The sequence below is a fragment of the Paenibacillus sp. O199 genome, from assembly GCF_001636635.1.
GTDB lineage: Bacteria > Bacillota > Bacilli > Paenibacillales > Paenibacillaceae > Paenibacillus > Paenibacillus marchantiae.
The window spans coordinates 1-23,497 of sequence record NZ_LGRP01000038.1 but is presented as its reverse complement, the minus strand read 5'-3'; the positions used below and the strand labels follow the sequence as shown (position 1 = coordinate 23,497).

22 protein-coding genes are annotated in these 23,497 nt (G+C 46.8%); 12 read left to right on the top strand and 10 right to left on the bottom strand.

Annotated elements, in window-relative coordinates:
- Nucleotides 1-67: 67 nt before the first annotated feature.
- The gene (locus tag A6049_RS28400) at nt 68-2,437 is read right to left on the bottom strand and encodes a heavy metal translocating P-type ATPase (RefSeq protein ID WP_063567803.1); all 2,370 of its coding nucleotides are present in this window, start codon (nt 2,435-2,437) and stop codon (nt 68-70) included.
- Nucleotides 2,438-2,701: 264 nt separating this feature from the next.
- On the opposite strand from A6049_RS28400, the gene A6049_RS28395 reads away from it, so the two are divergent.
- Nucleotides 2,702-3,073 carry an ArsR/SmtB family transcription factor gene (locus A6049_RS28395; protein ID WP_063567802.1) on the top strand — a complete coding sequence of 124 codons (372 nt, stop codon included), beginning with the start codon at nt 2,702-2,704 and terminating at the stop codon, nt 3,071-3,073.
- 139 nt (nt 3,074-3,212) lie between these two features.
- Here A6049_RS28395 and A6049_RS28390 read toward each other — a convergent pair whose 3' ends face one another.
- The 8 genes from A6049_RS28390 to A6049_RS28355 all read right to left on the bottom strand — a co-directional run bounded on the left by A6049_RS28390 (nt 3,213) and on the right by A6049_RS28355 (nt 10,561).
- Nucleotides 3,213-4,373: an AI-2E family transporter gene (locus A6049_RS28390; protein ID WP_063567801.1), complete on the bottom strand. Its 1,161-nt coding sequence runs from the start codon at nt 4,371-4,373 to the stop codon at nt 3,213-3,215.
- Nucleotides 4,374-4,689: 316 nt separating this feature from the next.
- Nucleotides 4,690-5,724 carry an LLM class flavin-dependent oxidoreductase gene (locus A6049_RS28385; RefSeq protein WP_063567800.1) on the bottom strand — a complete coding sequence of 345 codons (1,035 nt, stop codon included), beginning with the start codon at nt 5,722-5,724 and terminating at the stop codon, nt 4,690-4,692.
- Between the two features lie 164 nt (nt 5,725-5,888).
- On the bottom strand, nt 5,889-6,200 hold the full coding sequence (locus A6049_RS28380) for an ArsR/SmtB family transcription factor (protein ID WP_063567799.1): 312 nt from the start codon (nt 6,198-6,200) through the stop codon (nt 5,889-5,891).
- 147 nt (nt 6,201-6,347) lie between these two features.
- Nucleotides 6,348-7,025, bottom strand: coding sequence for an NAD(P)H-dependent oxidoreductase (locus A6049_RS28375; protein WP_063567798.1), 678 nt, complete (start codon nt 7,023-7,025; stop codon nt 6,348-6,350).
- A 267-nt stretch (nt 7,026-7,292) separates the two neighbouring features.
- Nucleotides 7,293-7,751 (bottom strand): 2-thiouracil desulfurase family protein, encoded by a 459-nt coding sequence (locus tag A6049_RS28370; protein WP_063567797.1) that lies wholly within the window; start codon nt 7,749-7,751, stop codon nt 7,293-7,295.
- Nucleotides 7,752-7,811: 60 nt separating this feature from the next.
- Nucleotides 7,812-9,074, bottom strand: a complete 1,263-nt coding sequence (locus A6049_RS28365; protein ID WP_063567796.1) for a hypothetical protein — start codon at nt 9,072-9,074, stop codon at nt 7,812-7,814.
- Nucleotides 9,071-9,649 carry an RNA polymerase sigma factor gene (locus A6049_RS28360; RefSeq protein ID WP_240321569.1) on the bottom strand — a complete coding sequence of 193 codons (579 nt, stop codon included), beginning with the start codon at nt 9,647-9,649 and terminating at the stop codon, nt 9,071-9,073. Before A6049_RS28360 ends, A6049_RS28365 begins: the two co-directional genes overlap by 4 nt.
- 177 nt (nt 9,650-9,826) lie before the next feature.
- Nucleotides 9,827-10,561: a class I SAM-dependent methyltransferase gene (locus tag A6049_RS28355; protein WP_063567795.1), complete on the bottom strand. Its 735-nt coding sequence runs from the start codon at nt 10,559-10,561 to the stop codon at nt 9,827-9,829.
- A 167-nt stretch (nt 10,562-10,728) separates the two neighbouring features.
- On the opposite strand from A6049_RS28355, the gene A6049_RS28350 reads away from it, so the two are divergent.
- Nucleotides 10,729-12,084 (top strand): MATE family efflux transporter, encoded by a 1,356-nt coding sequence (locus A6049_RS28350; RefSeq protein ID WP_063567794.1) that lies wholly within the window; start codon nt 10,729-10,731, stop codon nt 12,082-12,084.
- Nucleotides 12,085-12,233: 149 nt separating this feature from the next.
- Here A6049_RS28350 and A6049_RS28345 read toward each other — a convergent pair whose 3' ends face one another.
- Nucleotides 12,234-12,590 carry a FlxA-like family protein gene (locus A6049_RS28345; RefSeq protein ID WP_063567793.1) on the bottom strand — a complete coding sequence of 119 codons (357 nt, stop codon included), beginning with the start codon at nt 12,588-12,590 and terminating at the stop codon, nt 12,234-12,236.
- A 322-nt stretch (nt 12,591-12,912) separates the two neighbouring features.
- Here A6049_RS28345 and A6049_RS28340 point away from each other — a divergent pair, with 322 nt between their 5' ends.
- The 10 genes from A6049_RS28340 (at nt 12,913) to A6049_RS28295 (ending at nt 23,315) form a co-directional block, all read left to right on the top strand.
- Nucleotides 12,913-13,206 (top strand): putative quinol monooxygenase, encoded by a 294-nt coding sequence (locus A6049_RS28340; RefSeq protein WP_063567792.1) that lies wholly within the window; start codon nt 12,913-12,915, stop codon nt 13,204-13,206.
- A 167-nt stretch (nt 13,207-13,373) separates the two neighbouring features.
- The gene (locus A6049_RS28335; protein WP_063567791.1) at nt 13,374-14,567 is read left to right on the top strand and encodes an MFS transporter; all 1,194 of its coding nucleotides are present in this window, start codon (nt 13,374-13,376) and stop codon (nt 14,565-14,567) included.
- Between the two features lie 6 nt (nt 14,568-14,573).
- Complete coding sequence (locus A6049_RS28330) at nt 14,574-15,026, top strand: heme-binding protein (RefSeq protein WP_161490649.1); 453 nt, start codon at nt 14,574-14,576, stop codon at nt 15,024-15,026.
- Between the two features lie 162 nt (nt 15,027-15,188).
- Nucleotides 15,189-15,923 (top strand): IclR family transcriptional regulator, encoded by a 735-nt coding sequence (locus A6049_RS28325; RefSeq protein WP_063567789.1) that lies wholly within the window; start codon nt 15,189-15,191, stop codon nt 15,921-15,923.
- Nucleotides 15,924-16,595: 672 nt separating this feature from the next.
- On the top strand, nt 16,596-17,453 hold the full coding sequence (locus A6049_RS28320) for a carbohydrate ABC transporter permease (RefSeq protein ID WP_063567788.1): 858 nt from the start codon (nt 16,596-16,598) through the stop codon (nt 17,451-17,453).
- A complete protein-coding gene (locus A6049_RS28315) occupies nt 17,450-18,334 on the top strand; it encodes a carbohydrate ABC transporter permease (protein ID WP_063567787.1) in 885 nt (294 codons plus the stop codon). The genes A6049_RS28320 and A6049_RS28315 overlap by 4 nt, the downstream gene beginning before the upstream one ends.
- A gap of 53 nt (nt 18,335-18,387) precedes the next feature.
- The gene (locus A6049_RS28310; protein ID WP_063567786.1) at nt 18,388-19,770 is read left to right on the top strand and encodes an ABC transporter substrate-binding protein; all 1,383 of its coding nucleotides are present in this window, start codon (nt 18,388-18,390) and stop codon (nt 19,768-19,770) included.
- Nucleotides 19,771-19,901: 131 nt separating this feature from the next.
- Nucleotides 19,902-20,909: a LacI family DNA-binding transcriptional regulator gene (locus A6049_RS28305; protein WP_063567785.1), complete on the top strand. Its 1,008-nt coding sequence runs from the start codon at nt 19,902-19,904 to the stop codon at nt 20,907-20,909.
- Nucleotides 20,910-20,942: 33 nt separating this feature from the next.
- A complete protein-coding gene (locus A6049_RS28300; RefSeq protein WP_063567784.1) occupies nt 20,943-21,935 on the top strand; it encodes an N-acetylglucosamine kinase in 993 nt (330 codons plus the stop codon).
- 54 nt (nt 21,936-21,989) lie between these two features.
- Nucleotides 21,990-23,315: a 6-phospho-beta-glucosidase gene (locus A6049_RS28295; RefSeq protein ID WP_063567783.1), complete on the top strand. Its 1,326-nt coding sequence runs from the start codon at nt 21,990-21,992 to the stop codon at nt 23,313-23,315.
- Nucleotides 23,316-23,497: the final 182 nt, after the last annotated feature.

The window sequence follows — 23,497 nt, the reverse complement described above, 5'->3', positions numbered from 1 at the left end:
ACAGATATTAAAACAAAAAAACGGCTCTACGTATATACGAAGAGCCGTCCGGATCGTTTCGTAAAACTTAGATGTCCTTCACGCGCAGTACACGCATGGCGTTCAGGACAGCCAGTACGGTCACCCCTACATCAGAGAATACCGCTTCCCACATGGTGGCAATTCCGAACACACCCAGCAGCAGGAAGATCGCTTTGACACCCAACGCAAAACCGATATTTTGCCAAACAATGGTTCGTGTCCGTTTTGCAATTCGGATCGCACTTGCCAGTCTGGATGGTTCATCCGTCATGATGACAACGTCTGCCGCCTCAATCGCGGCATCCGAACCGAGTCCCCCCATTGCTACACCTACATCGGCACGTGCCAGAACCGGTGTATCGTTAATGCCATCCCCGACAAACACCATTTTCTCTTTCGACGATTTGGCAGCTTCGAGACGCTCCAGCTGTTCGACTTTATGCTGTGGCAGCAGCTCAGCGTATACTTCATCGACACCCAGCTCACGCCCTACAGCTTCACCAACAGCCTTGGCATCCCCTGTCAGCATCACTGTTTTGCGAATACCGAGCTTCTTGAGTGCCTGAATGGCTGCCGCTGCATCATCCTTAACCTCATCGGCAATGATCAGGTGACCGACATACGAACCCGATTCGGCAACGTGCACCACTGTGCCTACGGTTTGTGGAGTCGTGTAGGAGATACCTGCCTGTTCCATCAATTTGGCGTTACCAGCAAGCACTTCACGTCCATCCACACTGACCTTGATGCCATGCCCTGCAACCTCATCGTAATCATCCACACCTTGGGTCCGGATATCTTTTGCCCAAGCTGCGCGAATGGATTCAGCAATCGGATGATTGGAATGAGCCTCGGCAATTGCAGCAAGCTCCATCAATTCATCTTCGTTACGCCCACCTTCAGGGCGAATAGCTGTTACTTTGAAAACACCTTTAGTTAGTGTACCCGTTTTATCGAAAACAACGACTTTGACATCGTTCAAGGCTTCAAGGTAGTTACTTCCTTTGATGAGAATACCGTTACGCGAGGCAGCTCCGATACCGCCGAAAAAACCAAGCGGAATGGAAACGACCAGCGCACACGGACAAGAGATCACGAGGAAGACCAGTGCACGATAGATCCAATCGGCAAATGTCGCACCACTGAGCACCAATGGTGGAACGAGCGCAATCAACGCGGCGAGAATGACGACAACCGGTGTATAATAACGGGCGAATTTGCTAATAAAATGTTCTGTTTTGGCTTTGCGGCTACTCGCATTCTGCACTAGGTCCAGAATTTTGGATACCGTGGATTCACCAAAAGTTTTTGTTACTTCGATAGTCAACATCCCGTTTTTGTTCACGAATCCACTCAGTACATCACTACCGGGTTCCAGTTCACGCGGAACTGACTCACCTGTCAGAGCGGAAGTGTCCACCATGGAACGACCTGCCTTAACAATCCCGTCCAGAGGTACTCGCTCACCCGCTTTAACCAAAATGCGATCTCCAATACGTACTTCTTCCGGCGACACCCGCTTGGTCTCGTCTCCTGCACCAATCAGCATATTCGCATAGTCCGGGCGAATATCCATAAGCGACTGGATCGACTTCCTTGACCGATTAACCGCCAGCCCCTGAAACAGCTCACCGAGCTGATAAAAGAGCATAACCGCAACACCTTCGGGGTATTGACCGATGGCAAAAGCACCGATGGTAGCCACGGACATCAGGAAGTATTCATCGAATACCTGACCGCGAATAATATTTTTGAACGCCTGGAGAACGATATCTCCCCCTGCGATCAGATAAGCGACAACATAGAGTGCAAGCTGTGCCCATCCTTCCAGCGGAGACCAGATCGCGGCTGCTACCAAAATGGAGCCTACCGCCAGGCGTGCCAGCAGCACCTTCGTCTGCCCAGCGCCATGTTCATGTGAGTGTCCGGCATGCGCGTCATGATCGTGACCGTCTGCATGACCGTGATCATGTCCGGCATGACTTCCATGATCATGCGTGTGATCTTGGGCTCCGTGATGATGACCGTGGTCATGGTCATGGGAGTGACCAGCATGATCGTGCCCACTCGGAGTATGCTCATGCGCGTGAGCTCCGCTACCTGCATGTGCGTGCACATTGCCGTTAGCTTGGTTTATTGAATCAGCAGAACTACGACTGCCTTGTGATGATTTACCTTTTTCCGAAATACGAATATGCGGCTCCAGCCGAAGTACTTTGCGCTTCGCTTCTTCCACCACCTGCTCATCCATATCGGATGTGGTGTGCATGGATAAGGTTTTGGTCACAAAATTGACTGAGCAATCGGAAATGCCTTTAATTTTTTTGACGCCATTCTCAATCTTCAATGCGCAGTTCGCGCAATCCAATCCATCCAGCAGCAGTTCCCTTTTCACCTGTTCCTGTCCGGTTCCCATGTGAACTCTCCCCTTTGCAGTACGTAAATCAATATTATTATTCGTAATTTTTACGTTAAAATCAATATATGAGCAATCATTCATATGTTTTGTTAACCCTATTATATGCACGCTTAAACATGAGTGTCAACAATTCCGTTTGATTTTTCATACAGAATATGCTAATAGTAATCATTTCGCTTTAGACGTTTTTTGGATATAATAGGCTTATCGAAGAACATTTGATCAAATCAAAGGTTGAGTTAATATAGGTGGTGATAGGAAATGGAACAACCGGTTAAAGCTCCAGCCGAATGCGACGCGGCCTGCTCTGGAACAGAGGCTGACGTGCAGACCATTCGTGCTTCTCTCATGGATCGCGAGACCTCTTCCGAGATGGCTGATTGGTTCAAGGCTTTCAGTGACCCGACACGGCTTCGTATTATTGATGCACTGTTGCAGAAGGAATTATGTGTTCATGATCTGACGGTGCTGCTCGATATGGGACAGTCGGCCATTTCGCACCAGCTGCGATCACTCCGCAACATGCGGATTGTCAAGCGGCGCAAAGAAGGCAAGACCGTGTATTATTCTCTGGATGATACACACATTGAGCAGATTTTCCTGCAGACGCTTCAGCATATTAAACATGGCTAGGCATCAGCCAGCCTGTTCACACAACAGAACCCCCGCCTCTCGGCTGTTAGCCGATGGACGGGGGTTCTGTTGAATTAGGGCACCGTTTTGCCAGAAAAAGAAGTTTATCATGCTCTAGCTACGGGCTTGCCCACTTCGGTTACAGTAGATTGTTATTCTTCGGATCATACAGGCCGGATCGTTCCTTGAACCAGTTGAAGATATGCGACACACATACTTTCAGCACTGCGTATCCCGGAACAGCCAGCAGAATGCCCACTACACCGAACAGATTACCTGAAGTCAGAATGACAAAGATAATCGTGATAGGGTGAATTTTGAGCGTTTTGCCCATAATCTGAGGTGAGATGAATTTACCCTCAATTAATTGTACGATCGTCCACACCGCTACCATCTTCAGCAACATCACCGGGGAAGTGACCAGAGCAACAATCAACGCAGGCGTGATCGCAATCGCAGGTCCCAGATACGGTACAACACTCGTGAACGATGCGATAATCGCAAGAATCAGCGCATAGTCCAGACCAATAATCATATAACCGATGTATAGCAGAATACCAATGCAGAAGCTAACGATAATCTGTCCACGAATGAACGAACTGATCTGGTGATTGATATCTTCCAGCACATGCATTGCACCTGTACGGCTCTTAATTGGCAGGAAAGACAGAATTTTCGATGGAAGCTTCTTGCCGTCTTTCAGCAGATAGAACAGGATGAACGGAACCGTTACAATGGACAGCACCGTCTCGGTGAACGCTCCGAGGAATCCGCCCAATTTGTTCCAGGTCGAGTTCAGAATGTCAGTGGCTTTCTGGGAAATCGTGCCCCACCAGTCCTGAGAATTCAAATTGACTGTCTCCTGGAACTGACCGAACAGCTTGCTGCCCGTAAGCTGCTCAAACTGCTGTTTGACCGTCTCACTGTACGTTGGAAAATTTTCAATCAGACTCGTAATCTGGTTACGTACGACCGGAATGACCGCCAGTACCACGACTGTCAGGATGCCCCCGATAGCCAGATATAAGATCAGAATGGACCAGCCACGTTTGATTTTCCACTTTTCCATAACATCCACAATCGGATTCAGCAGGTAATAGAGAATACCCGACAGAATAATCGGCAGCACAATCGTCTTGATCAGCACCGCGAGCGGATGCAAAACAAAGGATACTTTGGTAAGAACCATCACGTTCAGTCCTACCAGCAGTAAAATTAACAGAAAAAGGACAAACTTATTATTCAAAAAAAATCGCTTAAACCGATCCGGCCAAATGCGGGGTTGCTCGGGTTGCTCCATAGGCGTGTCTTCCTCTCTTATGTATCCTTTATCAAAAGCATAAGCTGTAAACCTGCATGTTTCTTGACTGCGCATAAAGTTGCTTGTACAAGCCAACATATGTATAACACATTGAGTTTATACGTATGGCGCTGTTTAACCGTTTCAAATTAGACCGGTAAGTTCATTTTACCCTAAAAAGAACCTTCTGCCCCATACAACTCCTTTGAATAATTTCCCTACCAAAAAACGGCTCGCCTCCGAAGAGACAAACCGTTAATATGTCAGCGGCATGCGAGCCTTTTGTTCACGTCCGCTGTTGAGTTTATGCTTTTGTTTATGCTTTTCCCGCCAGTTGAGCGATCAGCTCATACGAGTGCAGGCGTGCCTGATGATCATAGATCATCGACGTAATAATCAGCTCATCCGCCTGGGTCTGAGCAATAAATGATTCCAGTTGACCACGCACGGTCTCTGGAGAACCGTTCACAGCTGCTTTTAGCGTCTGCTCTACACCAGCTTTCTCACGATCTGTCCATTTGCCTTCCATATCGGCTGGTGGCTGCACCAATCCGGTTGTGCCACGAATAATATTCAAGAACTGCTGCTGCATCGTTGTGCCAAGCCATGCTGCTTCTTCGTCGGTATCCGCCACGACAGCATTTACACCCACAATAACATGGGGTTCCTTCAAGTAATCGGATGGTTGGAAGCTGCTCCGATACGTTTCAAGTGCAATCCGGGTGTAATCCGGTGAGAAGTGGCTGGCAAAAGCAAACGGCAATCCCAGCTGTCCGGCGAGACGAGCACTGAAATCACTGGAGCCGAGCAGGTAAATCGGGATATTCAACCCTTCACCGGGTACAGCGCGAACAGGCGCGTGATACGATGTAGCAGAAGCATCGAAGTATGCTCTAAGTTCAGCCAGCAATTCGGGAAAATCTTCACCACTGTTCAGATCTTTTCGCAAAGCAAGAGACGTACGTCGGTCACTTCCCGGTGCACGGCCCAGCCCAAGGTCAATACGGCCTGGATACAGTGACTCTAACGTGCCAAACTGTTCGGCAATAACAAGCGGCGCATGGTTAGGCAGCATGATTCCGCCTGATCCGAGACGAATGGTCTTCGTTCCACCTGCAAGGTAACCAATGACAACCGAGGTCGCGGAAGAAGCGATGCCCGGCATGTTGTGGTGTTCCGCTACCCAGTAACGGTGATATCCCCAACGCTCTGCGTGCTGAGCAAGATCCAGACTGTTGCGAAGCGCATCCGCAGGTGTGGCACCTACTACGACAGGAGCCAAATCCAGTATGGACAATTTAACGTCGTTAATAAGTTTTTTATGGGATGAAGCTGTGTTTTCGGTAGACATAATAGAAAGTTCTCCTCTTTGTTCATATTTTTATTTTTGTATATCCAGATATATAGATGTAAAAGCGCAAAAAAATGATGTCACAGAGCTGCTCCTCTAGCCGTTTACATCCGGACGGAATACCCGCCTGCACCTGCATTCTTGCTTCCGTCTCGGCGTCCGGCTTATAGCTCGTGCTGTACGTACTCGGCAAATTGACGAATGGTTTCTTCGTTGCGGCGATAATACGTCCACTGTCCCCTACGCTCGGAGATCAGCAACCCGGCTTTGAGCATAGTCAGCAGATAGCTGGATATGACGGATTGAGCCAGTCCGGCCTTCACCTGAATCGTTCCAACACATATGCCGCTCTTTCCTGCATCCGGATGCTGGGATAACTCCAGCGGTGGAAAGTGTTGCTCCGGGTTTTTGAGCCACAACAGAATCTGTCGACGTGTCTCGTTGGATAATGCTTTGAATATGAGTATAGGTTCCATGGGTAAGATTATACCGCCTTTCTTTCATTTTGCAAACCAAACAGACCGATTCGACGAAGGAACCGGCCTGCCAATAAATACAAGTGAATACGTTTAGAACTTGGTGCTGACCGTTTCTTTTACTTGTTCCAGCATGGACTGATAAGCTTAATCAATCCACTGCGTGATTTTATCCAAAGGCTGACGGGATTTCTCGCGTGGCGGATCTTCCGCCCGATAACCGAAGGCTGCCATGACGGAAACATCCCATTGTCCATCCTCAAGCAAACCTTCCTCTTCCAGAATACGATGTACGTCTTCATATCTAAACCCTTCAATTGGGCAGGAATCGATACCAATCAGCGCTGCCGCAGTCATCATATTACCGAGAGCGATGTAGGTCTGTTTGGACGCCCAGTCAAATAAAGTACGCGGGTTCTCAAGCATTCGTTGGTTCTTTTGAAATTTGCCATAAGCTTCACGGGTCAGCTCAAATACGTCATCCGGCATGCCCTTGATTTCTTTCAGCATATATTCCGCGTAAGGCGAGTTATAACTCGCCTCAGACCGCGCCAGAATGACAATAAAATGGCTTGCCTTCGCCAATTGTTTCTGAGCCCCGGAAGAAACTTCGGACAGACGCTTACGGAAGTCCGGGTTCTGCACAATCAGAAATTTCCATGGTTCCAAACCAATTGAGCTTGGCGACAACCGTCCCGTTTCTAGAATAAACTCAAAATCTTCAGCCGAAATGATACGTGAAGCATCAAACTGTTTGGTTGCATGCCGAAAATAGTAAGCGTTCAAAATGTTTTCTTTCGTAATGGCTTTTGCCGAGGATTCCATATGATCTGCACATCCTTTTCTTGTTTATGTTCCTGTTTATGGTCTGAACTTGAATACCTGAGTATTATTTTAGAGTTTATAATCAAAATATAAAAGTACGCACAATAATGTTTCTTAGTATATAAAAGTAACAATTATTTCTAACAAGGTTTTTTCAAGAATCAAGTGCATGCCCTGTTGTAACAAAAAAACAAGTCGCCATGGATCTGCTGCTCCCCAAGGCGACTTACCTGTAATTCGTATCAGAGATTATTGTGATTACGACAATTACAACTGTTCCATGAACTCATTTTCCGAGATAACCGTAAATCCCTCTTGCCGCAGCAAAGCAGAAGTAACCCCTTCGCCCACGACTTTGTGGTTGGCAAAGTTGCCATCGTAGATCATCTGTGTACCGCAGGAAGGACTGAATTCTTTAAGCACCACACAGGTGACATCCAGTTTTTGCGCCCATTCAAGTGTCTGATAGGCTCCTTTAATGTACAGATCCGTGACGTCATTGCCACTCTTCTCAATCACCTTGGCTGTACCTGCCAGCACATCCTTACCCGTACCGCCGATAATTTCAGCTGGCTCCCGCGGGGTGGAAAATCCTCCAAGCAGCTCCGGGCAGACCATCTTTGCCTGCTCCTGCTCCACAAGCTCCTGAATCTTTGCATCCAGACTCGCTGTTCCGTTGTAACGGCAGGCTACGCCAGCAAGACATGAACTCACCAAATATTTCATCGTTATGCTCCTTATGCTCCAATCATCTATTAAATTGATTGTACCATATGAAATCAAGTCTTAGAGGTTGGCATCCAATGTGATCATCGTAATCCTTGCATCTTCTTCATATCGAACCTTAAAAGTATGGTAAACCTCTGTCTCTGCTGAACGGAATGTGACCATTCCAAGCGTATTTGGATCTCTTTCAAGTTTATATAGATCAAGGTCGATTTTGAATATTTGTTTGATTATTGGTGCTGCGTTCTGCCTGATTACACTTTCTTTCATATTACGTAACTTCTCAAAGTAAAGCTCGTACTCTTCCCCCGTTTCAAGTTCTGGAATTCCCCTTTGGAAATCCATTACAGTATATTCATCGCTAAACATCCCACCACTTCTACTTACTAAATAACGATCTCCAAAATACAGGTCTGTTGTATCTTCAAGCGTCTTGCCATTTTGTTCAAAAATTATATTTTTCAAATCAGGTGCGGGCTCACCAGACAAGGCTTCAATCGACATTCTGGCTTCTGTTATTAAATCTTGTGATACAGTATCTGAACTCACACTACCAGAAACGGATACTGCTTCATCCCTTGTCCATTCGATACTACCACTGCCCCTACTATTCTCCAAAAACAATGTAGTGAACCATACCGGTTTTTCCTGACCCTGCTTCATTTTCACATAACGTCTGGCTGAGATCGGTTTTAGCGTAGGGTCACTGTTTATGCCTTCAAGCAGTGACGGTACTTGACGCAAATAACGATGCTCCAGCTCATTAGCTGCCATCTCCCGTCTCATCTGTACCTCACGTAGATTGCCTGTTGCCGCATCAAGCCAGATCAACGCATATTCTTCGTCACCTTCTTTTCCAGCCTCGACATATACTCTTCCAGAAACAGGAAGGTCCTGCACTTTGGTTATACGTAATTGTTTGCCAAGATAGTCTCGCATCGTTACAGCTACATTCTTTTTCATCTTGTCTGTGAGCAGGCTCATGCCTGCATCATCCGTATATTGCAGCGCTGCTGTGGGATACACTGTTTCAATCACAGGCTCCACAATTTGTCCGTTCCAGAGAATGACCGCCGCTGCCACGGCTGCAATCGTCGTGCACGCCATTACGGCTCTGCGGGAGCGAAGACGGCGTCTGTGTTGATTGGGCAGGGTGTTTTGCTCGGCGGACTTATCCCCAACATCACTCATTTTCTGTGCAGATCCCGATTTGAGCCAGGCTACCTGACGAAGTACGTTCTGTTTATGCTCCTCGGTAAAAGGAGACGCCGCAAACGGCTCCTGTTTGACTACTTTTTCCCATTCGTCATCCATATGTTTCATTCACTTCGCTCCTCCCACTGTTTCCGTACTTTGGCCTTCGCTCTGGACAGTCGCGATTTGACCGTTCCCGCGCTGATGCCCAGCATTTCCGCAATTTCACTCGTCTTAAGCTCATACTTCAGATGCAGCAAAAGCAATTCCCGGAATTTGTCCGGCAGAGCCATGATGATGTCCCAGATTTCGTGAATGTGCTCCCTGCTGATCGCCTCGGCTTCGGCAGAGGGGTGAACCCATTTTTCAGGCTTCATCTCACCCATGCTCGTATTCCCCTGTTCCGTGGGGATTGGCAGTGTCTCTCCCCATAAACTGCTGCGAAAAAATCTGGATTTCCGGTATGTAAATGTCGTGTTCCTAGTGATGGTCAGCAGCCATGTCTTCAATGAGCATTCTCCTCGAAAATGGGCGATCCCGGAATATGCCCGGATAAACACTTCCTGTGACAATTCATCCGCCTGCTCGGTACTTTTGGTCAGAAAGTACGCGTAGTTCCATACATCGTTCCCGTACTCATCCATCATGCTGCTAAGTGTATAATTGTCGATCGTCTGAGCGTGTGCCAGATATTGATAGTCCAACTGATGTTCACCTCACTTAATAAGACTACGTCCATTCGGATTTGGTTCCCAAACGGTTTATTTCTTCTCCCTCTCCTACAAAATAAAATAAACCAGCAAAGTCCAGATGTACTGAACGCGCTGGTCTATCGAGTATAAAACCCATAAACTTCATTTTGATACCGCCGAAGCTGCTGCTCAAGCCTTAACCGCGGCAATCATCAGAAACATCGGCCGACGATTCTCGTCTCGCATACCGGGAACCTGCTCCATCATCTCAGGAGATGGCTTGGACTCGGCTACCTGTTGAATGACAAAACCAGCCTGAATCAATTCATTCAGATGAGTCGCCATCGTCCGATGATATTTCACCACGTCCTGATTCAAAAAGTTCGCTACCCGCTGCCCTTCCTCTTGATAATGATCCACAGGCCAATGCAGTATTTCACCTTGAGCTCCATAATGCCAGTCCTGCTCCGCCCGCGCCGTGAAGATGGGATGTTCCGCAGATAAGACAAACGTACCTCCTTGAACAAGACATGCATTGATTTTGGCGTATACCTGATCCAGACGCTCGATATAATGCAAAGCCAGTGAGCTGATCACTACATCAAATTGTCCGGGTGCAAAATCAATATCCTCAATCGCCATACGCTGGTACTCGATCTGAGGATCATCCGTCATCTCGCGTGCACGTTGCAACATATTTTCAGACAAATCCACGCCAACCACAGAACTAGCGTGTTGCTCACGTGCATATCGACAGTGCCAACCAAAGCCGCACCCCAGATCCAATACGTTCTTGCCCTTTAATTCAGGCAGCATCGTTTGCAGTTCATGCCACTCGCCAGCAGCCTCCAACCCTTGGGTAGATCGAGCCATCTGACTGTAATTGCCGAAAAACTCAGCTTCATCATACTTGTTTTGCTTCATAAAGAGATTCCCTCCCGTGTCATAAAAGATGCTCTATTAACTCTACCATATAAACGATCATCTTTTGGAAAAGTTGCCAACCAAATTCTCGGCATGTTATTATACAGAACGAACGTTCAGTATAATATAATATAGAACGAACATTCAGTATAATAACGGAGGTCATCATGAACACAAATTGGACGCATCCATTAGAAAGGCAATCTGTAGGTAAGGCATTTGTAAGCTACCTCGTGCCTTCCATATTAGGGATGCTCGTTATCGCTTTCAATTTTATTATCGACGGTATTATGGTTGGACACAAACTGGGTTCTACAGCGTTGGCGGGAATCGGGATTGCATCTCCTGTCTATACGCTTTTTGTAGCTATGTCGCTATGGATTGGAATGGGCGGGGCAACCTTGTATTCCACCTATATGGGTAAGAAGGACCCCACGACAGCGAAGCAAATTTTCACTAAATCCATTACGATTATTTTGCTGATTACAATGGTTATCGGATATACGGCATATACTTTCAGAGATAAGCTTGTTTTGGCCCTTGGTGCCAATACTGAAACATTCCCGTTTGCTGCGGACTATATGAATATTATGCTGTTGTTCGGTTTTGTCTTCACCATTGAGAATGCACTTACTATTTTTGTTCGTAACGACGGCAATCCCAATACATCCATGTATGCTCAGATTACATTTGCGGTAGCTAATATTGTGCTTAACTATATAACGTTATACGTACTGGAATGGGGCGTTCGTGGCGTCGCGATTGGTACAATTATATCGGCATCTCTGGCGCTTCTTGTGTTGCTGACTCACTTTTTCAGAAAAAATAATAATCTCAAATTCACTCGCTTCAAATGGAATACCAAACTGCTGGCTTCTATTGTACTCATTGGGTTTCCAAGCTTCCTTGCTGAACTAGGCATGTCCGTCTTCTCCATCTCTCACAACATCTCACTGGATCGGATTGCGGGCACGGATGGCGTGGCATCTTTTACAGTCTTGAACTATATTCATGGTGTTGTACTGCTCGCATTTCTCGGTCTAGCCTCCGCTGCCCAACCTTTGGTCAGTTATTATCACGGAGCCAAACAGATGGATCGGGAAAAACAGACCATTCGTTTAGCCTCCAGAACGGCTCTGGCATGTGGGGTCCTGCTATTACTCGTTGTACAACTGGGCGCACCTTATTTTGTGCAAATCTTCGGGAACTTCAGTGCCAGCGTGACGGATAACGCCGTGTACGGTTTGCGAATATTTACTTTTGCATACTTGTTCATGGGTATTAACTTTGTCATGAGCACGTACTTTCAATCTGTCGGAAATGCCAAAATGGCCATCTGGATTACAGCTGCACGCGAGATGATTATTATGGTTGCTTTGATTGCGATCCTCCCTTCATTCTTCGGTGTTACTGGCGTTTGGCTTGCCGTTCCGCTATCCGAGATGGTGGTTCTGGTGACTATCGGCATGTACTATAAAAAAAGAGCCATCTCTGAACGGATAAACGGTTTAACGATTGAATAAAACATGTACATGTGAACAACCAAAAGACCTGCTTGATCTATAGAGATCAAGCAGGTCTTTTGGTTGAGCCAATCAGCTCCAACTTATCGATTAGCTCGTTGGTTTAAATTATTTTATATTCGGTTTTAAATTAAGTGCTGTATTCCTTCTTATACCCGAATATCAAATCGGCCATTGCTGTCCGTCGTTGCATTTGCAATTTCTTGCGGTGATGCTGCTTGCATGCCATTGGTTGGTGGTTTGGCCGGCGGCGCTTCTTTGGTTCCGATTGTCCCGCTGCTCTGGGAGCTTTGCTGCGAGATTTGAGCTTCGATTTGCTTGATTTGCTGCTGCAGCTGCTTCGTTTTGGTCTCCTTGGTTTTATCATCGTCCTTGCTGGATTGCACTTTCTCCAATTCGGCCTCAAGCTTCGTCTTTTGTTTTTCCAACTCACTTGTGCTGTTCGAACTGGATGAAGACGTGGATATGTAGGATGTCGTGGAACTTGCTGCTGAAGAAATATTCATTGTTGATCTCCTCCTCTTTCTTGGTTCCACTATATCCCATACAGACGATAGGAACGTTAAATTCAACTGAAAGGTTGCTGAATGGGTTCTTTATTAGAAACTTTCTAACATTTTTTTGGAAATCTCCTATGATTCACCTATGATAGGCCATGCTGCATGCATTTTTTTCATATTTCAGTAACAGATCTTTCTTTTAACCCCTTTGGAGAATCACTGTACAGAAAAAATATCGGCTTAGAGACACAGTAATATCGTTACTCAATTATTGTTTAGATTTTATCAACAAGAGATCAACAAAACTTTTTATTAAGGGGTGTATTTTATGAATGTCATTACCATTTGTGCGATTCTAAAAGCAAAACCTGGGCAAGAGGAACGGCTACGCGATGAATTGATCAAACTTATTGAACCGTCTCGTGCAGAGAAAGGTTGTATACAGTACAAGCTGCATAAATCGCTTGAAAAAGAAGGCACATATGTTTTTTATGAGTCTTGGGCTGACGAAAATGCCATAATCGCACATGTGAATACCGAGCATTACCAAACATACCGAAAAAATATAGAAACCATAATTGACACCATGGACGTGTATCATTTGGATAACATTGAGACATAAGATCAAAGCGAAGTACGTTGTTATCGTTTATGTAAAGATCAATCGATTCTCCAATTGGTATTATCATTGTATCCACCGAGAAAAGTTTCTTTTATAGAAACTTTTTTTCTTTATTTGAACTCATTTAAGTTCTCACTTAATATTGGCCTACATAAGGAGGTGAAAGTATGAATTCAAAAATCTTTATAGCACTAATGTCACTTGCAATAAGTGCTTTTGCTATTGGAACGACAGAATTTGTTATTGTCGGTATTCTGCAAGAGGTAGCCACCGATCTTGGCATATCGGTAACGCAAGCTGGGACCCTGGTGTCAGGGTATGCAGTGGCCCTTGCTATTGGAACCCCAATCGTCGTAGTTATAACCGGGAAATTGCCTAAAAAAGGATACTTGGTTTTCCTCATGGTTGTCTTCACTTTAGGGAATGCTCTAGCAGCAATATCTTCCACCTATTCCCTTTTGCTCTTATCCAGGATAATTACAGCTATTGCACATGGTGTATTTTTCGCTGTTGCAGCTACAGTGGCAGCAGATATGGTGCCTGCTAACAAGAAAGGCACCGCCATCTCCATTATGTTCACTGGGTTAACCGTCGCTACCATTTTGGGTGTTCCCCTTGGAACCTATATCGGGCAGGAATTTGGTTGGCGAATGTCATTTGCCGTGGTCGCAGTTTTAGGGCTGATAGCCTTGTTGGTCAGTCTTGTGGCAGTAGAAAAAGTCCCACGTTCAATGCACTCACCGACCTTAAGAGATGTTGGAAGTTTGATTGTTAATCCTCGGATCATCACTGCCTTGTTAATGACGATTCTAGGTTTCGGCGGAACCTTCGCTTTATTCACGTATATCTCTCCTATCCTTGAAGAGATTAGCGGCTACTCATCTTCGTCTATTTCATGGCTACTGTTGATTTACGGTGTTGCTGTAGCCGTTGGGAATATTATCGGTGGGAAATTAGCAAATGGACATCCTGTAAAGTCACTTCGATTCGTATTTCTGTTTCAGGGCATTGCTCTGCTGCTCCAAATATGGCTATTGCCCAACAAGGCGCTCACCATTTTGTCTCTCATATTAATGGGTTTCTTTGCTTTTATGATGTCTCCCGGCGTACAGGCTTACATTCTAATGCTTGCAGAAAAGCTGGTTCCTTCTGCCAAGGATGTCGCTTCTGCATTAAACATCTCTGCATTTAATATTGGGATCGCTGCTGGTTCAACATTGGGTGGGCTTGCGGTAGACCACTTGCATATGATGGACACGGCTTGGATCGGTGCAATTATGGCAGGGTTCGCCTTTTTACTGGCAGCTATAAACTTCAGAATGGATAAGAAACAGAATCTTTTTGTTGAGGAGAGAGGATAAATGGATTTGAAATCACTAGAACTATTAGAGGAAGAATTGGAATTTACAAGTTTTAGCCATCAAGATGCTCTTGTCATTGGTAACCAGATTGTGCAGTATGCTCAAGAAAACAACGTAGCGGTGGCCGTGCATATTGAACGTAACCGAGTTCCCGTGTTTACACATCTCATGGATGGTACTTCGGAGGAAAACTACGTATGGTTATTTCGCAAAAAACGGATTGTCGATCACTATAACCGCAGTTCTGCCTACATCGACCAGCGCTTTATCCAAAGCGGTGCTTCTCATGCAGAACACTCCCTGCTTTCCACTGCAGAATATCAAGCGGTTGGCGGTTCTATTCCCATCCGTGTCAAGGGTGTTGGCGTAGTCGGATCTGTAACGGTTGGCGGATTAACCGGCAAGTTGGATCATGCTTACGCAGTTGAGGGCATTCGCCTGTTTTTAAAAGGAGAATAAGTGTCATGGTTATGGTCATAACCACTTAAATATACCTGAGAGGGTTTGGGCGTAAAGCTCTTTCCCTCTCTTTTTCATTTGTAATGAGGTCAGCATAAAGAATGTAATCCGTTTATATGTCAATAATTCAATTATAATAATTTCCCGCTTAGAGGTGAATCAATGGATCAATATGAGGTTGCAACCCTAAAAAAAGGACTACTCATTCTAGACGCGTTGCAACAAGGTGCACCCATGAGACTGACTGAGATCATGCATCGGTTTAACCTTAACAAGTCTACAACTTTCCGTCTGCTATATACGCTCGAAATGACAGGATTTATTCAAAAAGATGGTCACACGTACAAAGCTTCTGAATTAAAGGGACACCATTCATCGTCTGCTAACACTCGACTTCATTGGTTAGTTGTTCCATCCCTGCATCAATTAGCACAGGATCTTGGCGAAACTGCCTATATCGGAGTTTTAGATGGAATGAAAGTCATGACAGTCCAAGTGGTAGAGGGCAATCATGCCATCCGTAGCCATACACGTGTAGGTGATTCCGCTTATGCCCATCTAAGTGCCTTTGGGAAAGTTATCCTAGCGCACCTAAGTGATGAACAACTAAAAAAAATGCTTACACATCTTACCCAGCACAAAGCAACAAAGCATACCTTTGACGACAACCATCTATTAAAAGAGCATCTAAACGTAATCCGTCAACAAGGATACGCCGTTGATGATGAAGAAACAGAAGTGGGTTTACGCTGCGTTGCTGCTCCAATATTTTATAATGGTAAAGTGATTGCAGCATTGGCTATATCCGGCCCTGCCGCGCGATTAAGTCGAAAGAGAGACCGTGCGTTAAGTAAAAAATTGAAGGAATGCAGTGCACAAATTACCGGTCTACTTTGACCCGCTCACCTGCTAAAATACAGCCCACATATTGTGATAATTGCAGTCCCTTAGAGTACGTAACCTGAACTGCGTGTCGAGTAAACTTTTTAGGTTCAAAAGAAAAATGTCATCAAAAAGGGGAATATATCGAGGCTGTTCTTTCAAGAGCTTGGCGACAATTAGCATAGTTCTTTGAGTAGAAGAACGAATTCTATCATGCGGTAGTTGACGCGTTAGGGAATCAACTTCGCTTCGACTTGACCGGAGTCGAAGCATATGATACGAATGCCAATTCGGACTTACTAGTACACTTGGCCTAAAAATACAGTCCTTTCGTGAAAATTTCTTCCAAGAAATTTTGTGAATTTCGGATGGCTGGAATATCCACCCAAACCTATCTATATCAGCCTCTTGCGACGCGATTTGACAGAACTTACGAAGCTTCAACGAAGGTAGCGCTTACAAACATCCAAAAAAAGGGTTGATAATTGAGAAACCATCCACTATGATAATCTCATCAGTCCGGATAATAAAGTTAAAGCACTTTAACTTTCAATTACATAACATCACATGAAACCTTTTAATTTCGGGGAAACTCAACTACGAAAGTTAAAGCGTTATAACTTTATATCAAATAGAAAGGTTGGTGTTTATGTGACCCATCGCGAAAGCCGGCGGCAGACATTTTACATGTACCTCTTCATCTCTCCATGGCTTATCGGTTTCTTCGTGTTTGCCTTGTATCCGATTCTGTCATCCCTTTATTACAGCTTCACGGACTATGACATTATCCACCCGCCGAAATATGTCGGACTCGCGAATTACAAAGAAATGTTTCAAAATGACCTATTTTGGAAATCTGTTGTCGTAACGGTACGCTATACATTTATCAGTGTACCGATCCAGCTGCTGCTGGCACTGGGATTTGCTCTCCTGCTCAATGCGAAAATACCGTTTCGCGGATTTTTCCGCACGGCCATGTATTTTCCGAGCATGGTATCCGGCGTCGCCATGTCCTTGCTATGGTACTGGATTTTCAATCCATCGATCGGTCTGTTCAATTACGTGCTGTCCTGGTTCGGCATTAGCGGCCCAGCTTGGCTCATGAGCCCCGATTATGCGCTTTACGCTCTGATGATTATGTCCTTCTGGACGGTGGGCTCAGGCATGATTTTGTTCCTTGCGGGACTTCAGGGCGTTCCTTCAAGCCTCGTGGAAGCCGCCAAGCTTGACGGTGCGGGACGTTTCCGGATTTTCCTGAACGTAACGCTGCCCATGATTTCACCGGTACTTTTGTTCCAACTGATTATGGGCGTCATTGATTCCTTCCAAGTATTTACGCAGGCGTATGTAATGACCCAAGGGGGTCCAAACTACTCGACCTGGTTCTACGTTTACAACCTGTACACCAGCGCCTTCAAGGAATACAGAGCGGGCTACTCCTCGGCACTCGCTTGGGTACTGCTGATCGTCGTCATGGCGTTTACGGCGCTTATTATCAAACTCTCGAACCGTTATGTTCACTATGAAGGAGGCGGACGCAAATGAGTACGATTCCGACTGCCGGCCCAGGGGCTTCACCTTCTGTGAATAAACGCCGGCGCAAAATCGATGCGGTTAGCATTGCCAGCTTCATTGCCCTGGTGGTCACCACCTTTCTCATGCTCCTCCCTTTGTTTTTCATGGTCTCGACCTCACTGAAATCGAAGAAGGAACTGCTGACGTTTCCTCCGACCTTTCTGCCGGAGTCCTGGCAGTGGAGTAACTACAGAGAAATTTTCGACACGCTGAACTTCGGTCAAATGTATATGAACAGTCTCATTATCGGCATTTTGACTGTTGTCGGCACCCTGTTTTCGTCGGCGCTTGCAGGCTATGGCTTCGCCAGATATCGGGGCAAGGGTAGCAACTTGTGGTTCATGCTCATGCTCAGCACCATGATGCTTCCATATCCAGCGATTATGATCCCACAGTTCATTCTCTTTTCCAAGCTGAACTGGATCGATACCTTCCTGCCGCTGATTGTCCCTGCGTTTTTCGGTTCAGCATACAACATCTTTTTGCTGCGACAGTTCTTTACCACGCTGCCGGATGAGCTGTTTGACGCCGGACGTATCGATGGCTGCAGCGAGTTCCGGATGTGGCGACAGATTGCTTTGCCTCTGTCTGGTCCAGCACTTGCAACCGTTGCGATCTTTGCCTTCATCTACAGCTGGAATGACCTTTTGACACCTGTGCTCTATTTAAGCTCATCGGATAAGTTTACGCTTCCGGTCGGTATGTCTTCCTTCACATCTTCGCGTTTTCGAATTCCGCCGTGGCATCTGCTCATGGTCGCCTCCGTACTCGCCATGCTGCCGATCGTGACCCTGTTTGCGATAGCCCAGAAGCGGTTTGTGGAAGGAATTGTACTTACAGGCATCAAGTAAAGACTCCGTCGCAGGGGCGGCAAAAAACTTGAATATATGGGGGACTGTAATTCATGAAAACGATAAGGATCAAAAAGTCTTTTACACTTTTGCTTGCGACCAGCATGCTCGTCGTATTGGCTTTGTCCGGCTGTAGCGGCGGCAAATCAGCGGGAGATGTCGTACCTGGTAACGATGGCGATAGCGCTAACTCAGGTGGGCAAGTAACCATAACGCACTACACCATCGATTCCGAGGATCGCACTTTTATCGAAAAGCTCGTTCCGGATTTCGAAGCCCAACATCCGAATATTAAGGTGAAAATCGAGAAAGCTCCTTACGAGCAGTTCGACAGTAAACTTCAAACGCTGATTGCCGGGGGCAAATCGCCTGACGTCACAAGCCATTATGGATACGGCGGTTTTGCAGAGTATTATAACAAAGACATGCTGCTTGATATGAACGACATTATTAAGGAAGACGGATTTAAGGCGTCCGACTACAACATCCCGGATGATCTTATGAAAATCTACACCGTCAAAGACCAAGTCTACGGTATTCCGGTCAACATGTACGTCTCTCTGATGCTCTACAACAAAGACATGTTCGATGCTGCTAACGTTGCTTATCCTCCAAGCGATTACGAGGACAAGAGCTGGACGTTTGACAAAATGGTCGAAGACGCGAAGAAAATGACGCATGTATCCAATGATATTGCTAAAACTCAATATGGCGTTGACTTCACATGGTCCGAGCGCGATATGCGCCCGCTCTATTTCGGAGCTGAACCCTACTCCCAGGATACCTGGACCAACGGCGGCGTACCATCCGAGACTTATTTTGATTCGCCTGAAGTCATCGCAGCCTATAACAAGTTGTTCAACCTGATCTTAAAAGATAAAGTGTCTCCGACAACGGAATGGAGCAAAAGCGTAGCGGGGCAAAACGGCGATGCGTTCGTAACCGGCAAGGTGGGTATGACCGTCAGCGGCTCATGGAGCCTTGCGGGCTCCAATGACTTTCCTTTCAAGGTTGGCGTGGCTGCAGTGCCTGCCGGCGGCAATGACAAGGTCCGCAGCGTGCTGTTCGTCGATCCGCTCTTGATTCTGAAGGGCTCCAAACATCCGAAGGAAGCTTTTGAATGGATCAAGTATCTGGTCAGCGACGAAATTCAGGAAAAATCCATCGACCTGAGCGGTGGTAACCCTCCAGTGAATACGAAGGCAGCCGAAACCTATTACAAGCATTTTGATGGCATCGATGCGGCAGATGTGAAGAAGGTTTACGAAGGCGCTGTGAAATACGGCTTTGAATCCTATAACCACCTGATCACCCACTATTCTCAGATCAACGACATGTTCATTAATGAGATGCAGCCGATCGATACCGGACACAACACCGTTGAAGAAGTGATGCCGACGATTCAGAAAAAGGTCATGGAAATTATCAAACGTTAACGCTAGACATTGTGCCGTCCTGCAAGGGGCGGTGCATCTATCAAATTAGCTTCGCGGCTAAGCCTCCGTACATGTATACTATTGTTAAGTCAATATAAAGTACGGAAAATCTGCCGCAAGGAGAATAAACAATGAAGGTTAGTATATTTGATGTTGCAAAGAAATCAGGGCTGTCCGTCGTAACGGTCTCACGCGTCTTAAACGGTGCCGAATCCGTGCGAGAGAAAAATAGGCAAAAGGTTCTGGAAGCCATCAAGGAGCTCGATTACCATCCCAACGCTGCTGCGCGGAGTTTAGCTCGCGGTAAGACAGGAATCGTCGGCTTGATCATGACCACTCTTCAGGATTCCTTCTTCGACACCGTCGTTAAAGAGCTGAACGAAGTGCTTGCACTTCACGGCTATTTTCTGGCCGTTTCGGTCTCTACCGGCATTGGCTCCGATGAAACCCATTACCTGATCCAGGAGGACCGGGTAGACGGACTTATTCTGCTCTCGCCGATGGAAGAGGATAACTACATCGTGGAACTGAAGCGGCGCAATATTCCTTATGTCCTAATCGACAATCAGAAGCCGGAGAATGATACTTTTTCGGTAACGATCGATAACTACAAAGGTGGCTATGCCGCTACGAAGCATCTGCTTGATCTCGGCCATACCTCCATCGCGCACTTAAGCGGACAAAACATGTTCCGCAGTACGAGAGAGCGTCGCAGCGGTTTCCTGCAGGCACTTAAGGAAAAAGATCTGGCTCCATTTGAAATGATCACGGGCGATTTCGAAATCGATTTTGGTTATGACATCTGCCGCAAATGGCTGCGTGAGGGACGCCTGCCTTCCGCAGTGTTCGCGGGCGATGATCATATCGCGCTTGGGGTCGTGAACGCCCTCATGGAAGAAGGCATCAAGGTGCCTGAACAGGTAGCTATCGTCGGCTATGACGATCAGTATATTTCATCCAAGCTGCACCCCCATCTGACAACGGTCCGGCAGCCTGCCGACCGCATTGGGGTCGCCGCTGCGGATATGCTGTTGAAACGCATGGACGGTACGATGAAACGCGGGGCTAATGTAAGGATCGATCCTGAACTCATCGTGAGAGAATCTACTGGATCACCAACAAAAGGTACAACCGGATAAAAAATATAACCTTATATATAGGAGTGACGACCATTGGCTTACTACTTGGGAATCGATGGGGGAGGAACAAAAACATACGCCCTGCTGACCGATGACTTCGGCAATGTGCTTGGCAAAGGCGTGGGCGGCAACGGCAATCACCAGATTGACCGCGCCTTGGCCGCACAAAGCATACGGGAAGCTGCAGAAGGAGCTCTAAACGAAGCAGGACTGCGGATTCATGAAATCTCGCACACCTATTTCGGACTTGCAGGCGCAGATCGGGAGGTAGATTACCGAATCCTGCACCCTCTGGTTCAAGGAATCGGATTCACCCAGAACTACTCGATTAACTGTGACACGATGATCGGTCTGCGCGCAGGTACGAACCGGCCTTACGGGGTCGCGCTGATCTGCGGCACAGGCACCAACTCCGCAGGCCGCAATCCGGCAGGAGAACATATACAGGTCGGCGGTTTTGATTATATGTACGGTGATTTCGGCGGTGGCGGTTCCCTCAATATTGAGGTGTTCCGCTCTGTCATCCGTTCTTGGGACGGCCGTGAGCAGCCAACGCTCCTGACTCCCCTGCTGCTGAACTTCCTTGGATATGACAGTGTCAGCGACATGTTCGATGACTTTCAGGATCACGGCAAGCATGTGCCTGTCCATGCAGCGAAGCTGCTATTTGAAGCTGCCGCAGAGGACGATGCTGTAGCTCTGGAAATTCTGAACCGTCAAGGCGTCGAGCTTGGCAAATCAGCAGCTGCGGTTATCCATAAACTTGGAATGGAAAAGGACGCCTTTGACGTTATACTGGCAGGAAGTCTGCTAACAAGGGGAGACCGTGGCTGGATACGTAGCAAAATTGCACAGACTGTTGCAACCATCGCTCCAAACGCGACCATCGTAACGTTGGCCACCGAGCCTGTTGTCGGTGCCTTATGGTCTGCTATGGATGCGGCCGGACATGCGGTAAGCCAGGATGTATATGACAAAATGCGGGCCTTCCGTGACTTCGAACATATTAAGCAAACAACAAGATAAACGTCTATAAACACTGTCATCATAAAAAATTCTTAAAAGACTGGAGTGTGCAAAATGGCATATGAACAAGGGCTAAAAATAGCGGTAATCGGCGGTGGATCTTCCTATACTCCGGAGCTCGTTGAGGGGTTCATCCTCCATCATGCCGAGCTTCCTGTACGAGAGCTGTGGTTGGTCGATATTGAGCCGGGAGAGCGCAAACTGAATATTGTCGGCAACTTAGCCAAACGCATGGTGGAGAAATCGGGTCTGCCGATTGAAGTTCATTTGACGTTCGACCGTCGCGAAGCCATCAAGGGTGCGGATTTCGTCAGCACTCAAATGCGTGTCGGCATGCTTGACGCCCGTGGCCGCGATGAATCCATTCCCCTGAAATACGGCGTGATCGGTCAGGAAACCACTGGTCCCGGGGGCATGATGAAGGCGCTGCGGACGATTCCGGTCCTGCTTGATATCTGCCGTGATATTGAAGAACTCGCTCCTAATGCCTGGCTGCTGAACTTTACGAATCCGGCGGGTATGGTCACGGAAGCCATTCTGAAGTATTCCAACGTTAAAAGTATTGGTCTCTGTAATGCACCAATCGGCCTAATCAAGCAAACCTCAGCCAAATACGGCGTAGAAGCGGACCGCATCTATGCCGAGTTTGTTGGCCTGAACCATCTCCACTGGATTACGCGTATTGATGTGAATGGAGAAGACAAACTGGATGACATGCTGTCCGATACGGCCGGTTACAGCGCGAAGAACGTGCCTGCACGGGAGTGGAATCCGGAATTCCTGCAATCCCTGCATGCCCTGCCTTCTTACTATCTGAAATACTTTTATATGACCGACGCCATGCTCGAAGAGCAGCTGGAATCCTTACAAAAAGGCGGCAACCGTGCGGAAGTGGTTAAACGCGTCGAAGAAGAACTTTTCGAGCTTTACAATGACCCGGACCTGAAAGATAAACCGAAACAGCTGGAACAGCGGGGCGGCGCCTTCTATTCCGAAGCAGCCGTGAACCTGATGCGCTCACTCTACAACGGAACGAATGACATTCAGACGTTGAACGTAGCCAATCAAGGTATCATTGATTTCCTGCCAGACGATGCCAGCATTGAAGTCAACTGCGTGGTCACCAAAACCGGTCCACTGCCCCTGCCGTTGACCAAGGTTCCTCCAATGGCAGTTGGACTGATCCATGCGGTTAAAACCTATGAGCGCCTCGCCATCGATGCTGCCGTGACCGGCGATCGTGGATTGGCCATACAGGCATTGGCCCATCATCCTTTGGTCCCTTCGGTCGAAGTGGCGATTCAGATGCTGGATGAAATGCTCGAAGCCAACAAGGAATATTTGCCGCAGTTCTTTACTGAATCTGCAGCTAAAGCATAATTCGGCTATCATCCATTCGTCCTGATACCATAAGAAAAACGTCTATCGACGTACTTTCAAATTAAGAGAAACCGCCATATCCCAGAATTTCCTGAGATATGGCGGTTTGTTGTTTCTAGGCATTTGCTATCTATAAGGCTTTCTTAAATCAATCATTAAATACATTCTCCTAGCTCTCTATC

Excerpts from the sequence above, each read along its gene's own strand:
- A6049_RS28295 (WP_063567783.1), top strand. The coding sequence starts at position 21,990 with ATGGCATATGAACAAGGGCTAAAAATAGCGGTAATCGGCGGTGGATCT.
- A6049_RS28350 (WP_063567794.1), top strand. The coding sequence starts at position 10,729 with ATGAACACAAATTGGACGCATCCATTAGAAAGGCAATCTGTAGGTAAG.
- A6049_RS28340 (WP_063567792.1), top strand. The coding sequence starts at position 12,913 with ATGAATGTCATTACCATTTGTGCGATTCTAAAAGCAAAACCTGGGCAA.
- A6049_RS28385 (WP_063567800.1), bottom strand. The coding sequence starts at position 5,724 with ATGTCTACCGAAAACACAGCTTCATCCCATAAAAAACTTATTAACGAC.
- A6049_RS28320 (WP_063567788.1), top strand. The coding sequence starts at position 16,596 with ATGTACCTCTTCATCTCTCCATGGCTTATCGGTTTCTTCGTGTTTGCC.
- A6049_RS28380 (WP_063567799.1), bottom strand. The coding sequence starts at position 6,200 with ATGGAACCTATACTCATATTCAAAGCATTATCCAACGAGACACGTCGA.
- A6049_RS28400 (WP_063567803.1), bottom strand. The coding sequence starts at position 2,437 with ATGGGAACCGGACAGGAACAGGTGAAAAGGGAACTGCTGCTGGATGGA.
- A6049_RS28355 (WP_063567795.1), bottom strand. The coding sequence starts at position 10,561 with ATGAAGCAAAACAAGTATGATGAAGCTGAGTTTTTCGGCAATTACAGT.
- A6049_RS28335 (WP_063567791.1), top strand. The coding sequence starts at position 13,374 with ATGAATTCAAAAATCTTTATAGCACTAATGTCACTTGCAATAAGTGCT.
- A6049_RS28345 (WP_063567793.1), bottom strand. The coding sequence starts at position 12,590 with ATGAATATTTCTTCAGCAGCAAGTTCCACGACATCCTACATATCCACG.
- A6049_RS28395 (WP_063567802.1), top strand. The coding sequence starts at position 2,702 with ATGGAACAACCGGTTAAAGCTCCAGCCGAATGCGACGCGGCCTGCTCT.
- A6049_RS28305 (WP_063567785.1), top strand. The coding sequence starts at position 19,902 with ATGAAGGTTAGTATATTTGATGTTGCAAAGAAATCAGGGCTGTCCGTC.
- A6049_RS28365 (WP_063567796.1), bottom strand. The coding sequence starts at position 9,074 with ATGAAACATATGGATGACGAATGGGAAAAAGTAGTCAAACAGGAGCCG.
- A6049_RS28310 (WP_063567786.1), top strand. The coding sequence starts at position 18,388 with ATGAAAACGATAAGGATCAAAAAGTCTTTTACACTTTTGCTTGCGACC.
- A6049_RS28325 (WP_063567789.1), top strand. The coding sequence starts at position 15,189 with ATGGATCAATATGAGGTTGCAACCCTAAAAAAAGGACTACTCATTCTA.
- A6049_RS28375 (WP_063567798.1), bottom strand. The coding sequence starts at position 7,025 with ATGGAATCCTCGGCAAAAGCCATTACGAAAGAAAACATTTTGAACGCT.
- A6049_RS28370 (WP_063567797.1), bottom strand. The coding sequence starts at position 7,751 with ATGAAATATTTGGTGAGTTCATGTCTTGCTGGCGTAGCCTGCCGTTAC.
- A6049_RS28315 (WP_063567787.1), top strand. The coding sequence starts at position 17,450 with ATGAGTACGATTCCGACTGCCGGCCCAGGGGCTTCACCTTCTGTGAAT.
- A6049_RS28390 (WP_063567801.1), bottom strand. The coding sequence starts at position 4,373 with ATGGAGCAACCCGAGCAACCCCGCATTTGGCCGGATCGGTTTAAGCGA.